This window comes from Thioclava marina (assembly GCF_002020135.1).
Lineage (GTDB): Bacteria > Pseudomonadota > Alphaproteobacteria > Rhodobacterales > Rhodobacteraceae > Thioclava > Thioclava marina.
On the sequence record NZ_MPZS01000001.1, the window covers coordinates 1,716,524 to 1,729,181 of the forward strand.

General features: G+C 63.6%; 13 protein-coding genes. 5 read left to right on the forward strand and 8 right to left on the reverse strand.

The annotated features are described in order from the left end of the window. Positions 1 to 97: 97 nt before the first annotated feature. The 5 genes from dnaN (at position 98) to gyrB (ending at position 5,874) form a co-directional block, all read left to right on the forward strand. On the forward strand, positions 98 to 1,216 hold the full coding sequence (gene dnaN / locus BMG00_RS08300; RefSeq protein ID WP_078526317.1) for a DNA polymerase III subunit beta: 1,119 nt from the start codon (positions 98 to 100) through the stop codon (positions 1,214 to 1,216). A gap of 25 nt (positions 1,217 to 1,241) precedes the next feature. Beyond that, complete coding sequence (recF, locus tag BMG00_RS08305) at positions 1,242 to 2,300, forward strand: DNA replication/repair protein RecF (protein ID WP_078573937.1); 1,059 nt, start codon at positions 1,242 to 1,244, stop codon at positions 2,298 to 2,300. Next, positions 2,297 to 2,725 (forward strand): VOC family protein, encoded by a 429-nt coding sequence (locus tag BMG00_RS08310; RefSeq protein WP_078573939.1) that lies wholly within the window; start codon positions 2,297 to 2,299, stop codon positions 2,723 to 2,725. The genes recF and BMG00_RS08310 overlap by 4 nt, the downstream gene beginning before the upstream one ends. After that, complete coding sequence (locus BMG00_RS08315) at positions 2,722 to 3,342, forward strand: LysE family translocator (RefSeq protein WP_078573940.1); 621 nt, start codon at positions 2,722 to 2,724, stop codon at positions 3,340 to 3,342. Before BMG00_RS08310 ends, BMG00_RS08315 begins: the two co-directional genes overlap by 4 nt. 81 nt (positions 3,343 to 3,423) lie before the next feature. After that, entirely contained in the window at positions 3,424 to 5,874 is a 2,451-nt protein-coding gene (gene gyrB / locus BMG00_RS08320) for a DNA topoisomerase (ATP-hydrolyzing) subunit B (protein ID WP_078573942.1), read from the forward strand. Positions 5,875 to 6,181: 307 nt separating this feature from the next. Here gyrB and BMG00_RS08325 read toward each other — a convergent pair whose 3' ends face one another. The 8 genes from BMG00_RS08325 to narI form a co-directional block, all read right to left on the reverse strand. Next, positions 6,182 to 6,874, reverse strand: coding sequence for an ABC transporter ATP-binding protein (locus BMG00_RS08325; protein ID WP_078526327.1), 693 nt, complete (start codon positions 6,872 to 6,874; stop codon positions 6,182 to 6,184). Between the two features lies 1 nt (position 6,875). After that, positions 6,876 to 8,009, reverse strand: coding sequence for an ABC transporter permease (locus BMG00_RS08330; RefSeq protein WP_078573943.1), 1,134 nt, complete (start codon positions 8,007 to 8,009; stop codon positions 6,876 to 6,878). Then, on the reverse strand, positions 8,006 to 9,151 hold the full coding sequence (locus BMG00_RS08335; RefSeq protein WP_078573944.1) for an efflux RND transporter periplasmic adaptor subunit: 1,146 nt from the start codon (positions 9,149 to 9,151) through the stop codon (positions 8,006 to 8,008). The genes BMG00_RS08330 and BMG00_RS08335 overlap by 4 nt, the downstream gene beginning before the upstream one ends. A gap of 3 nt (positions 9,152 to 9,154) precedes the next feature. Continuing rightward, positions 9,155 to 9,736, reverse strand: a complete 582-nt coding sequence (locus tag BMG00_RS08340) for a TetR/AcrR family transcriptional regulator (RefSeq protein ID WP_245794968.1) — start codon at positions 9,734 to 9,736, stop codon at positions 9,155 to 9,157. Between the two features lie 163 nt (positions 9,737 to 9,899). Then, positions 9,900 to 10,418 (reverse strand): DUF2478 domain-containing protein, encoded by a 519-nt coding sequence (locus tag BMG00_RS08345; protein WP_093469939.1) that lies wholly within the window; start codon positions 10,416 to 10,418, stop codon positions 9,900 to 9,902. 34 nt (positions 10,419 to 10,452) lie between these two features. After that, positions 10,453 to 11,073, reverse strand: a complete 621-nt coding sequence (locus tag BMG00_RS08350; protein WP_078526337.1) for a carbonic anhydrase — start codon at positions 11,071 to 11,073, stop codon at positions 10,453 to 10,455. An 11-nt stretch (positions 11,074 to 11,084) separates the two neighbouring features. Then, entirely contained in the window at positions 11,085 to 11,879 is a 795-nt protein-coding gene (locus BMG00_RS08355) for a peptidylprolyl isomerase (RefSeq protein ID WP_078573949.1), read from the reverse strand. A gap of 5 nt (positions 11,880 to 11,884) precedes the next feature. Further along, positions 11,885 to 12,652: a respiratory nitrate reductase subunit gamma gene (gene narI / locus BMG00_RS08360; protein ID WP_078574278.1), complete on the reverse strand. Its 768-nt coding sequence runs from the start codon at positions 12,650 to 12,652 to the stop codon at positions 11,885 to 11,887. Positions 12,653 to 12,658 lie beyond the last annotated feature (6 nt).

Genomic DNA, 12,658 nt, shown 5'->3' on the forward strand with positions numbered 1-12,658 from the left:
GACGCTCCGGGCAAAGCGGCCGAATGTCTGCGAAAACCGTTGTGCCGGTGGCGCAAGGTGCTACCTTGCCACCCCCGGAAAGTCGTGAGGGATCGACATGAAATTCAGCATCGAACGTGCCGCGCTGCTCAAGGCCGTATCGCAAGCGCAATCCGTTGTGGAACGCCGCAACACGATCCCGATCCTCGCCAATGTGTTGATCGAAGCTGAAGGCGACACGGTCCAATTCCGCGCCACTGACCTTGATATCGAGGTGGTCGACAAGGCTCCCGCGATGGTCGAGCGCGCCGGTGCCACCACCGTCTCGGCCGTGATGCTGCACGAGATCGTCCGCAAACTGCCCGATGGCGCGCTGGTCTCGATCTCTGACGATGCCGCGGCGGGCCGCCTGAACGTGCAGGCTGGCAAGTCGAGCTTCAACCTCGCCACGCTGCCGAAAGAAGACTTCCCGGTCATGGCGAGCTCGGAATATGTCGCCAATTTCGCCGCGAAAGCGGGCGTGCTGCGCCGCCTCTTCGACAAGTCGAAATTCGCCATCTCGACCGAGGAAACCCGCTATTACCTCAACGGCGTCTACATGCATGTCGCGACTGGCGAGGATGGCCAGGTCCTGCGCTGCGTGGCGACCGATGGTCACCGCCTCGCCCGCATCGACGCGGCCTTGCCCGACGGCGCGAATGGCATGCCCGGCGTGATCGTGCCGCGCAAGACCGTAAACGAGCTGCGTAAGCTGCTCGACGATGACGAACAGGAAATCGCCGTCTCGGTGTCGGAAACCAAGGTCCGTTTCGCCACCCCGGTGATCACGCTGACCTCGAAAGTCATCGACGGCACCTTCCCAGATTACACCCGCGTCATCCCGACCGGGAACACGCGCCAGCTTGAAGTCGATGCGACCGAATTCGCAAAGGCGGTGGATCGCGTGGCGACTGTCTCGTCCGAGCGTTCGCGTGCAGTGAAACTCGCGCTCGATGCCGACAAGCTGGTACTTTCGGTCAACGCGCCCGATGCCGGTGCCGCCGAGGAAGAACTGGTCGTGGCCTATGCCGACGAGCCGCTCGAGATCGGCTTCAACGCGAAATACCTGCTCGAAATCGCGAGCCAGGTTGATCGCGAAAATGCCGTCTTCCTGTTCAACTCCTCGGGCGATCCGACCCTGATGCGCGAAGGTGGCGACACCTCTGCCGTCTACGTGGTCATGCCGATGCGCGTGTGACGCAGGCTCCCAGCCGGACAATCTGATGCTGCGGAACCTCAAGATATTGCAGTTCCGCTCGCATCGCCGTGCCGAAATTGCCTTCGATGGACGGCCCGTGGCGATCTACGGGCCGAACGGGGCCGGCAAGACGAATATCCTGGAGGCGGTTTCTCTGCTTTCACCGGGGCGCGGCTTGCGCCGGGCGCAGGCCGATGAGCTGATGCGCCGTGCCGAGGCCGTGGGCTGGAAGCTCCAGGCGGCGACCGACACGCATGAGATCGAGACCTCCGCCTTGCCCGGTGAATCCCGTCGCGTCGAGATCGACGGAAAAGCCGCGCCGCAGGTGGCACTGGCGCAAATCCTGCGGGTGCTCTGGCTCGTGCCCTCGATGGACCGGCTCTGGATCGAAGGGGCCGAGGGGCGCAGGCGGTTTCTCGACCGGATGGTGATGAGTTTCACGCCGTCCCATGCCGAGGTCACGCTCGCCTATGAAAAGGCGATGCGCGAACGCAACCGGCTGCTGAAAGACATGGTGCGCGATCCGAACTGGTATCATGCGCTGGAAGGTCAGATGGCCGAGGCGGGTGCCGCAATCCGGGCGAACCGGGCCGAGGCGCTGGCACGGATCATGCAGGCGCAGGCCGATGCGGCCACGGCCTTCCCCGCCGCGCGGCTGGAGCTCGACAACGAGGGACCCGACGATCTGGCCGCAGCGCTTGATGCGAACCGCGCGCGCGACATGGCGGCGGGGCGCACGCTGGAAGGCCCCCATCGCGCCGACCTTCTGGCCACTTACGTCGAGAAGGACGCGCCCGCTGCGCAATGTTCCACCGGCGAGCAAAAAGCGCTTCTGATCTCGCTGATCCTCGCCAATGCGCGGGCGCTTGCGGGCGAGGATGTGGTGCTTTTGCTTGATGAGGTCGCGGCGCATCTGGACTCCGGCAGGCGCGCGGCGCTTTATGACGAAATCTGCGCGCTCGATGCCCAGGTGATGATGACCGGGACCGGGGCAGAGCTGTTCGACGCGCTCGGCCGGCGCGGTCAATATCTCGAGGTTGTCGAGGGGCCGCGGGGATCGCAGGTCGAGGAGGTCACCCCATGAGTTACCCCAAACAGCGCGTCACGCTGATCACGCTCGGCGTGGGAAATCTCGACCGGGCCAAAGCCTTTTACGCCGCGCTTGGCTGGCAGCCGCATGCGGAGCAGGAAGGCGTCGCATTCTACCAGCTGCACGGCATGGGGCTTGGCCTGTTCGGGCTGGATGATCTGGCGAAGGATCAGGGCCGCCCCGATGCGCTGCTGGGCACCGGGGCGATGACGCTGGCGCAGAATTTCGACACGCCTGAGGATGTCGATGCCGCTTTTTCCGAAGCGCTGACCGCCGGGGCAACGCCATTGAAGGCTCCCGAAAAGGTCTTTTGGGGCGGATATTCCGGTTATTACGCCGATCCCGACGGCCATGTCTGGGAACTCGCCCACAACCCTTTCTGGCCATTGGCCGATGATGGAAGCCTGACCCTGCCATGACTCTCACCTTTGCGCAGATCGCCCTTTACTCCGGCGCGCTTCTCGTTCTGTTTCTGACCCCCGGCCCTGTCTGGCTCGCGCTACTGGCGCGCGCCATGTCGGGCGGGTTCGCCGCCGCCTGGCCGCTCGCGCTTGGCGTGACGGTGGGCGACATGATCTGGCCCGCACTTGCCATCCTTGGCGTCTCCTGGCTCGTGCAGGAATTCAGCTATTTCCTCGTCGTACTGCGCTGGGTGGCGGTCGCGATGTTCATCGGCATGGGGATCCTGCTGATCCGCCACGCCGATCACAAGATCAGCTCGGACAGCCGCCTGACGCGCCCCGGCATGTGGGCCGGTTTCGTCGCCGGTCTCATCGTGATCATCGGCAACCCCAAGGCGATCCTGTTCTACATGGGGATTTTGCCGGGCTTCTTCCCGATCGCTACGATGACCTGGATCGACATCGCGATCGTCAGCCTGATCTCGGCCATCATCCCCTTCACCGGTAACATCATCCTTTCGGCCTTTGTGGACCGGATCCGGACCTTCGTGCAAAGCCGCGGCAAGCTCGCACGGCTCAACCGGATCGCGGGCGGGCTGATGATCTTCGTAGGCCTCGTGATCGCCGTGACGTGAGCCCCCAAATCTTGTGTCCAAGGCGTGACATTGCCGCGCCCAGCCGATATAAAAACGGCAGCAAAGACAGGACGCGCAGGCATGACCGACGACACCCCGAAGAAGAATAATTACGGCGCTGAATCCATCAAGGTTCTCAAGGGCTTGGAAGCCGTGCGCAAACGGCCGGGCATGTATATCGGTGACACCGATGACGGCTCGGGCCTACACCACATGGTCTACGAGGTCGTCGATAACGGGATCGACGAGGCGCTCGCGGGCCATGCGGACTATGTCCATGTGAAGATTCACGCCGACAGCTCGGTCTCGGTGCGCGATAACGGGCGCGGGATTCCGGTCGATATTCATGCCGAGGAGGGTGTCTCGGCGGCCGAGGTCATCATGACCCAGCTGCATGCGGGCGGGAAGTTCAACAACACCGACGATGACGGCAACGCCTACAAGGTTTCGGGCGGTCTGCACGGGGTCGGCGTTTCGGTGGTGAACGCGCTCTCGGACTGGCTGGAGCTGACCGTCTGGCGCGATGACAAGATCTACAAGGCCCGCTTCGAGCATGGTGAATGCGTCGAGCATGTCCATGTCGTCGGCGATGCGCCCGGCGAGAAGGGCACCGAGGTGCGCTTCCTGGCCTCCAACAAGGAGACCGACCCGGAGGGCACCTTCTCGAACCTCGAATACAGCTTCGCCACGCTCGAAAAGCGCCTGCGCGAACTGGCCTTCCTGAATTCTGGCGTCCGCATCATCATCGAGGACGAACGCCCTGCCGAGCCGGTGCATGTCGAACTGCATTACGAAGGCGGCGTTCGGGAATTCGTGAAATATCTGGATCGTTCGAAAACCGCCGTCATGCCCGAGCCGATCTACATGGTCGGCGAGGTGCGCGGCATCGGCGTCGAAGTCGCGATGTGGTGGAATGACAGCTACCATGAATCGGTGCTGCCCTTCACCAACAACATCCCGCAGCGCGACGGTGGCACCCACCTCGCTGGCCTGCGCGCGGCGCTGACCCGCACGATCACGAAATACGCGCAGGAAAGCGGCATCGCGAAGCGCGAGAAGGTCGATTTCACCGGCGACGACGCGCGCGAAGGCCTGACCTGCGTGCTCTCGGTGAAAGTGCCGGACCCGAAATTCTCCAGCCAGACCAAGGACAAGCTGGTCTCCTCCGAGGTCCGTCCGGCCGTCGAGAACCTCGTGAACGAAAAGCTCGCCGAATGGTTCGAGGAAAACCCGAACGAGGCCAAGCAGATCGTCGGCAAGATCATCGAGGCCGCGCTCGCCCGTGAAGCCGCCCGCAAGGCCCGCGAACTGACACGCCGCAAGACCGCGATGGATGTGGCCTCACTGCCCGGCAAGCTCGCCGATTGTCAGGAAAAAGACCCCGCCCTCTCCGAAGTCTTCCTCGTCGAGGGGGATTCCGCCGGCGGCTCGGCCAAGCAGGGCCGCGAGCGCAAGAACCAGGCCGTGCTGCCGCTGCGCGGCAAAATCCTCAACGTGGAGCGTGCGCGCTTCGACCGGATGCTCAGCTCCGATCAGATCGGCACGCTGATCACCGCGCTCGGCACCGGGATCGGCCGCGACGAGTTCAACATCGACAAGCTGCGCTACCACAAGATCGTCATCATGACCGATGCCGACGTGGACGGTGCGCACATCCGCACGCTGCTCTTGACCTTCTTCTTCCGTCAGATGCCCGAGATCATCGAGCATGGTTATCTCTACATCGCCCAGCCGCCGCTCTACAAAGTCTCGCGCGGCAAGTCCGAGGTCTATCTGAAAGACCAGACCGCGCTGGAAGATTACCTGATCGACATGGGTGTCGAGGGGGCCATTCTGCGCCTCAACACCGGCGAGGAAATCAGCGGTCAGGATCTCAAGCGCGTGGTCGAAGAGGCCCGCCTGATCAAGCGCATCCTCGCCACTTTCCCGACCCATTACCCGCGTCACATCCTCGAACAAGCCGCGATCGCAGGCGCGATGCTGCCCGGCAAGATCGACGCCGACGCGCAGGGCGTGGCGAATGCCGTCGCGCAGCGTCTCGACCTCGTCGCTCTGGAATACGAGCGCGGCTGGCAGGGTCGCCCGACGCAGGATCACGGCATCCGCCTCGCCCGTGTGTTGCGCGGCGTGGAAGAGGTCCGCACGCTTGACGGCGCGGTGCTGCGCTCGGGCGAAGCCCGCCGCCTCGGTTCCCAGACCGAGGATCTTCGCGAGGTCTATGACCGCCCTGCAAAACTTGCCCGCAAGGAGCGCGAGATCCTGATCCATGGCCCGCTCGAACTGCTCGACGCGATCTTGCAGGAAGGCGAAAAGGGCCTCAGCCTTCAGCGCTACAAGGGTCTGGGCGAGATGAACCCCGAGCAGCTCTGGGAAACCACACTCGACCCTTCGGCGCGCACGCTTTTGCAGGTGCGCATCGAGGACGTGGCCGAGGCCGAAGACATCTTCTCGAAGCTGATGGGCGACGTGGTCGAACCGCGCCGCGAATTCATCCAGCAAAACGCACTGACGGTGGAAAACCTCGATTTCTGAGTCGGTGTAGGGCAGCACATAATGTTTCGCGCTGCCCGTAGACATCACCCTGACGGGATCAACGCCCTTTCGCCGCATGCGGTGTGCCGCATGGGTGGTAAAGCCGCCCTCCGGGCGGAATTTGCAGATCGCGCGGCACTTCAACCGGTTGCGGCGAACAGGCGTTCGACGAATGTGATGGGCGTATGAGGCCAAACCCAGTGCCGCGCGCCTGTTCGAGATCTGCCTTTGCAGAGCCGCCTCAAAGCGTATCGCGATCGTGGATTGTGGCGAGAGAAACGGCCTCGGTCTATTTCAGAACCGAACCTTATTCAGCGCTGAGACGCCCATCGCGCAAATGGATCAGCCGGTCGAACCGGTCGAAGATCTTCTCGTCATGTGTCACGGTGAGGATGCAGGCTTCCTGTTCGACGGCGAGCTTGCGCAAGAGGTCCATCACGAGCTGAGCGCGCACGGAATCGAGCGCAGCCGTCGGCTCGTCGGCAAGGATGATCCGGGGTCGGTTCGCCAGAGCGCGCGCGATGGCGACGCGCTGTGCCTCTCCGCCCGACAGATGTGCAGGCTTTACCCCGGCGCGGTGTCCGACCTCGAGATAGTCCAGCAGTTCTCGCGCCCGCGTTTGCGCCGCCGCGGGTTTCCACCCTGCGAGATCGAGCACGACAGAGACGTTCTCCTCGGCGGTGAGGAAGGGCAAAAGGTTATGCGCCTGAAAGATGAAACCGATCTTGTCGAGCCGCAATTGGCGCAGGTTGCCACGCAGCCAGCGGCCATCAAAAACCGTCTCGCCATCGAGCACGAGCCGTCCTGCGGACGGATCGACGATGCAGCCGATGATGTTGAGCAGCGAGGTCTTGCCCGACCCCGAAGGGCCGAGCATCGCCACAACCTCACCTGCATGGATCTGCAAATCGACCGCGCGCAAAGCATCGACACGCGTTTCGCCCTCGCCGTAATGCTTGGCCACACCCGACACATCGACGAGAAGATCACCAATCGCCATTTCAACCTCCCAGCGCCGTCGCGGGATCGACCTTGAGCGCGGCGCGGATGCCGAGCCCTGACGCCACGATGCAGACGCCGACGATGATCCCGGCGAGCACCAATGCGTTGGTCGGCTCCAGCACCACCCGCCGGGGGAAATTGTCTTTCACCAGCAAGATCAACGACAGCCCGATCGCCCAGCCGGAGGTGCCCAGGATCAGCGCCTGCTGAACGATGAGACCGAGGATGGTGCGATCCGGTGCGCCGATCAGCTTGAGCGTCGCGATCTGTTTCAGCTTCTCCATCGTCATTGTGTAGATGATCAGCGCGATCACCACTGCCGAAACGGTGAGCAGGATCCCCAGGAACAGCCCGATCTGTCGGCGCGCGCGATCGACGACCGAAGCGAGCAGGAGCTCTTCTTGCTGCGCTTGGGTCAGAGCGCCCAGATGTTTCCATTGCCGGATCGTCGCAGCCACCCGCGCGACATCTGCATCTGGCTCGATCCGTGCGATGACTGCCGCGACATTGCTGGCGTCAGGCGAGGCCGCTCCACGGGCCGCGCGGACCCGCTCGGCTGCGGGATCGAGTTCGCTCTGCAGGGCCATCGCGTCGGAAAGCGTCATGAAAACTGCGGGATCACCACCGGAATTCATCGCGTCTTCCGTTAGCCCGACGACGGTAAACCGGTTGCGTCCAAGACGGATCGTGTCGCCCACCTCAAGCCCTGACTTTCGATCGGCCACCAATTCGTAATGACTGCGCCCAAGCCCACGCCCCTCGGTGACGGTGGACGGACCTCCGGGACGACCCCGTTCGTAACCGATGACATATAGCCGGAGCGTCTGCGTCCCGTGCTGCGCTTCGATGGTCTGGTAAGTGATCGCGCCCGCCTCGGCGATCCCCGGAAGACGCGCGACCGCATCGCGTGTCGCGGCAGGCAGCGAAGACGCCTCGGCAAAGGGCCCCTGCGTATTGGCCTCGACGACCCAGAGATCCGCGCGCGGCGCTTTCACCGCGGCCAGCGCATCCGAGACGAGACCGTTATAGATCCCGATCATCGCCAGCACGACAGTCATCAGCAACCCCAGCCCGAAGCAGGTCAGGATAAAGCGAAAGAGACTGTGCCGAATGTCCTTGAGCGCGAGGTTCATGCGCCCGCCCCGATGCGAACCTTGCGGCCTTCGACCGCATCTTTGGGAACTGGCGAGACGATTTTCGCCCCTTCCGGCAATCCGCCCGTCACTTCGGAGCGCCCCAGATCGTCGCGCGCACCGAACTCCAGGGTTGCCTGTGCCAGCGCCCCATCCTGCGCGATCCAGACCGTTCCCGACGCGCCATCAAAGCCGATGATATCGACCTCGGGCACCATCAAGGCCCGATCGCGATGACCAGTCGTGACCAGAGCCTCGGCCTGTTCGCCCAGATACATTTCGGCGGGGCAATCCGTGCAAGCGAGCCAGACCTTGCGCTCCTCGTTGACGCGGTCGCTTTCCAACCCGATCCGCACGATGTTGCCATGAAACTCTTGTTGCGGGCGCGAACGAAGACGGATGGCGCCCACCTGCCCCAGCGCAAGCTGGCCCGCGCGCTCCTCGTCGATATAGGCCTGAATCCAGATCGTCTGCGGATCGATCAGGCTGAAGATCGTGTCACCCGCCTTGACCACCGTGCCAGCCTCGGCCTTGCGCGCAATGATCAGGGCATCATAGGGCGCGGCCAGAACGTGCTTTTCGAGAAGCGTGCGGGCCGATTGCAGATTGGCGTCCGCCTCCGCCGCCTGAGCCCGCAGCACCATCAGTTCGGTTTCGGCCACAGCGAGATCGGCGCGCGCCACATCGAGATCGCGCTGGGTTTCCTCCGCGCTTTGCTTCGAGGCCCGGTCCGTTCGTGCAAGTTCCTGCTGGCGCGTATTGGCCGCCTCGCGTTGTGACAATACCGCCTGAGCGCGTGGCAGGGCCGCTTCCGCCTTGGCGAGCGCCGCGCGTGCCGCTTCCACCCCGGCCTCGGCTTGGGCCACGCGCGCCTGTTGTTCCTCGGGATGCAGACGCGCCAGTTCCTGCCCGGCCAGAACGCGATCGCCCGCATCTGCGGACAGGCTCTGCACGGCGCCACCCAGCTCGAAGCCAACCTCGCTCAGCACACGTGCCTCGACGGTTCCCAGACCATAGAGTCGCAAAGTGACATCGGTCTCCGGCGAGAGCACCTGCACCGGCAGCGGGCGATGGCGCATCACCCAGATCCCACCTGCCAGAGCAATTGCGGCAACCCCGACGACAAACCAGCTCTTGCGCATCTCTCAGCGATCCTTCCTGCATTCGAGGAGGCGCAGCTGCACATCGAGCAGCGCGAGCCCCGTCTCTTCCATTGATGTGGTGCGCGGCCCGAGCGCCCAGCGGATCGCGGCGCCCTGAACGAGCGAACTCAGCAGGTAGGCGATATCGCGCGGCCGGAGATCGGCCGCTATCCGGCCCTGTGACTGTGCGGCGGCGAGGTCTGCCGCGAGCGTTTCGTGAAACACGCCGAGGCGCTCTCGGAAGGCGCCGCGCAGAACCTCGTTCTCGGTGGTCAATTCCCGCGAGAACAGAAGCATCGGGATCGCGGGCGTGCGCGCGATCACCCCAAGCTGGGCCGCCACCAGCGCGCGCACCCGTTCCAGCGGATCCGAAACATCTTCAAGTGCTGCCTCCCAAGCCGTCGCCAGCGTGTCGGTGACATGCTCGGCGACCGCGCCCCAAAGCTCTGCCTTGGACGGAAAGTGCCGGAACAGAGCCGCTTGGGTCAGCCCGATCTGTTTTGCAACCGCATTCGTTGTCACGCGATCGGGGCCGATCTGGTCGGCCATTTCGAGAACGGTCGAGACGATTTCGGCTTTTCTCAAACCTGCTGACTTCCGCATCGGACACCTTTAGTAAGTTATCACTCACTTACTAAATGCAGCATCCCAAGACGTCAATGGGGGCTTCGAACAGGTCGCCGCCCCGGTTACTTCCGTGACAAATACTTTCGGAATCTTCGGGGTAAGAGGCAGCCTTGTTGAGACCTCAGGCGCCGACAAGGCCGCGTGCATCCTCGAACCACTCGTCGATCGCCTTGAGGGAGAAAGGAAGGCGGCAACCATATCCACCAGTGAACGCGTCGAAGGCCGCTTCATTCAGGCCGTTGATCCCAACGAGGACAGGAATGCCCTGGAAGATAGCTTCGGCAATCACAGGCCGAAACCCGCGCCCCTCCGCCTCCATCTTGCCGAACTTGTTGACGACGAGCAGATCGGCCCCGCCCGCGAGACTGCGCGACACTGCGGCGACAGAGGCTTCGAGCGCCGCCGGATCAAGACGACATCCGCGCGATCCTCCCCCCAGAGCCTGCGAAATCGCCAGTACTGGGCCGTCCGGAAGAACCTGGATATCCATATCGCAGGCATGGCTTTTGGGTCGATCAATATTGACCTGCACAACGCCACGCACACGAAGCCCGCGCGCAAGCGCCTGCCGGGCAAATCGCGCCATCAGGAAGTCTGCGTCGCCCCGCCCGGGGCTTTGGATAGCGGCGATAGGAAACATCTCGTGTCCTTTCCGTTCAATCATCTGCCCACATTCAGCGCGGCTCGTCTTCACCGAAGACACTCGCGCGCGTGATTGTGCAGTCGAGGTCGGCGAGCACGCCATCCTTGAGACCATAGATCAATCCATGAACCTTGACCGGCTTCCCTGCGGCCCAGGCTCGCTGGAGAATTGGCGTCTCTGCGATCCGGCGCACCCCCTCGACCACGTTGAGTTCGGCCAGACGGTCGCGCCTCGCCTCGATATCGGGCAACTGCGCAAGATCAATCGCATAGGCGCGCGCGAGCCGGCGGATCGGCTCGAGCCAATGGTCCGTCAGGCCGCCCAGCATCTCCTCGGTCGCCGCTTTGACACCGCCGCAGCCGTAATGACCGCACACGATAATCTCGCGAATACCGAGGCTTTCGACGGCGAATTCGAGCGCACTCAGCAAGTTCATGTCCGAGGAATGCACGACATTGGCGACATTGCGATGGACGAAGACTTCGCCGGGGTCGAGCCCGGCCACCACATTTGCCGGAACGCGGCTGTCGGCGCAGCCCACCCAGAAAAACTCCGGGTTCTGCCGGGTGGCGAGACGGGCGAAGTAGCCCGGCTCCTCCGCCTTGCGGTGTTCCGACCAAGTGCGGTTGCGCGTGAAGAGATCGCTCAGCATCGCTTTCGTTCCTACGCCGCCAGATCGACCCCGGAGATCTCGGCACGCGCGGCAAGCTCTGCCACATAGGCGCGCACTGCACGCGTCCAGGCCGCCTTCTCCATCGCCTCAGAAATGCGCGGACGCACGGTCTCGTATGGAAGGGGCGCGCCTTCGGCGACCGCATCGAGACGGATCACATGCCAGCCGAAGCGACTGAGAACGGGCTCCGCGGTGATCTCTCCTTCACCAAGCGCACGCAGGACCCTCTCGAACTCGGGAACGGTGTCGCCCGGACCGAGTTGGCCGAGGAAGCCACCCTCGCCCCGCGAGGAGCAATCACTGTTTTCCTTGGCCAGACGCGCGAAGCTCTTGGGCTTTTCGACGGCCTCCGTCGCCAGGGCACGCGCGCGGGTCTCAGCCGCCCCGCGTTGCGCCTCGTCGCGCGGATCGCAAGCGATCAGGATATGCGCCGCTTCCCAAAGGGGCGGGGCGCGGAACCGCGTGGGATCACGCTCCCATTCGGCACGGATCGCGTCCTCGGAGGGCGGCGTCACCTCGACGGCATCTTCGAGAAGCGCACGGATCAAAGCCTCGTCATCGGTCTCGATCTGCCCCGGAGCGACCTCCTGAGGGTCGGCGTCAATCGCGCGTCGTTCCGCTTCTTGCAGAAGCAGCGCGCGAACCGCGAGCGCATTGGCCGCCTTGCGCCAGGCGATACCGGGTTTGTCACTCGGACCGTTATGGTGCTGGGCTTCCGCGGCTATTGCCGCGGAAGGGATCGTCTGGCCGTTCACGACCACATCGGGAAAGAGCGGTTTCGTCATCGCACTCACTCCGCCGCACGGACCGACTTGGCCGCCTTGAGACGCGCCTTGGCGACATCCGCATCGCTGCGCGGCGGCAGCGGTGCATTCCGACGCGAACGGACGATCTGGTAGCCCGGGCGCAGGAAGAGATACCGCAGCGGAGCGAAGATGCCCGAAGCGATATGGACAAGCCGCGTGAAGGGCGTCAGCAGGAAAATCGTGAGCCCGAGCACGATATGGAGCTTGAAGACAAGCGCCGCGCCCGCGACATAGTCCGCAGCGCCCGGCTGGAAGGTCCAGATCATCTGCGCCCAGGTCATGAACTTGACCATCTCGTGACCGTCGGAGTGCTGCCAGCTCACCGGAACCGTCCCGAGGCCGAGCAGAAGCTGTACCAGCAGGAGCACGAGGATCGCGATATCGGCAAAGCTCGATGTCAACCGGATACGCTGGTCGGTCCAGCGGCGATAGAGCAGCATCCCGCCGCCGATCGTCGCCATCACGCCCGCGATCCCGCCCGCCACGATTGCGAGGATCTGTTTGGCGCCATGGCTGACATGGAGCATGTCGAAGACCCAGATTGGCGTCAGAAGGCCGACGACATGGCCTGCGAAGATCACCAGAACGCCGACGTGGAACAGGATCGACGCGATGGCGAAATGGCGCGTTCGCAGCAACTGGCTCGACGAGGTTTTCCAGGTGAAGGGATCGCGATCGTAACGTGCGATCGAACCCAGGAAGAGCACGGAAAGTGCGATGTAGGGGTAGATGCCAAAGAGAAACGTATTCATCTGAGC

Coding starts and splice junctions, on each gene's coding strand:
- dnaN (WP_078526317.1), top strand. CDS start 98: ATGAAATTCAGCATCGAACGTGCCGCGCTGCTCAAGGCCGTATCGCAA.
- recF (WP_078573937.1), top strand. CDS start 1,242: ATGCTGCGGAACCTCAAGATATTGCAGTTCCGCTCGCATCGCCGTGCC.
- BMG00_RS08310 (WP_078573939.1), top strand. CDS start 2,297: ATGAGTTACCCCAAACAGCGCGTCACGCTGATCACGCTCGGCGTGGGA.
- BMG00_RS08315 (WP_078573940.1), top strand. CDS start 2,722: ATGACTCTCACCTTTGCGCAGATCGCCCTTTACTCCGGCGCGCTTCTC.
- gyrB (WP_078573942.1), top strand. CDS start 3,424: ATGACCGACGACACCCCGAAGAAGAATAATTACGGCGCTGAATCCATC.
- BMG00_RS08325 (WP_078526327.1), bottom strand. CDS start 6,874: ATGGCGATTGGTGATCTTCTCGTCGATGTGTCGGGTGTGGCCAAGCAT.
- BMG00_RS08330 (WP_078573943.1), bottom strand. CDS start 8,009: ATGAACCTCGCGCTCAAGGACATTCGGCACAGTCTCTTTCGCTTTATC.
- BMG00_RS08335 (WP_078573944.1), bottom strand. CDS start 9,151: ATGCGCAAGAGCTGGTTTGTCGTCGGGGTTGCCGCAATTGCTCTGGCA.
- BMG00_RS08345 (WP_093469939.1), bottom strand. CDS start 10,418: ATGTTTCCTATCGCCGCTATCCAAAGCCCCGGGCGGGGCGACGCAGAC.
- BMG00_RS08350 (WP_078526337.1), bottom strand. CDS start 11,073: ATGCTGAGCGATCTCTTCACGCGCAACCGCACTTGGTCGGAACACCGC.
- BMG00_RS08355 (WP_078573949.1), bottom strand. CDS start 11,879: ATGACGAAACCGCTCTTTCCCGATGTGGTCGTGAACGGCCAGACGATC.
- narI (WP_078574278.1), bottom strand. CDS start 12,652: ATGAATACGTTTCTCTTTGGCATCTACCCCTACATCGCACTTTCCGTG.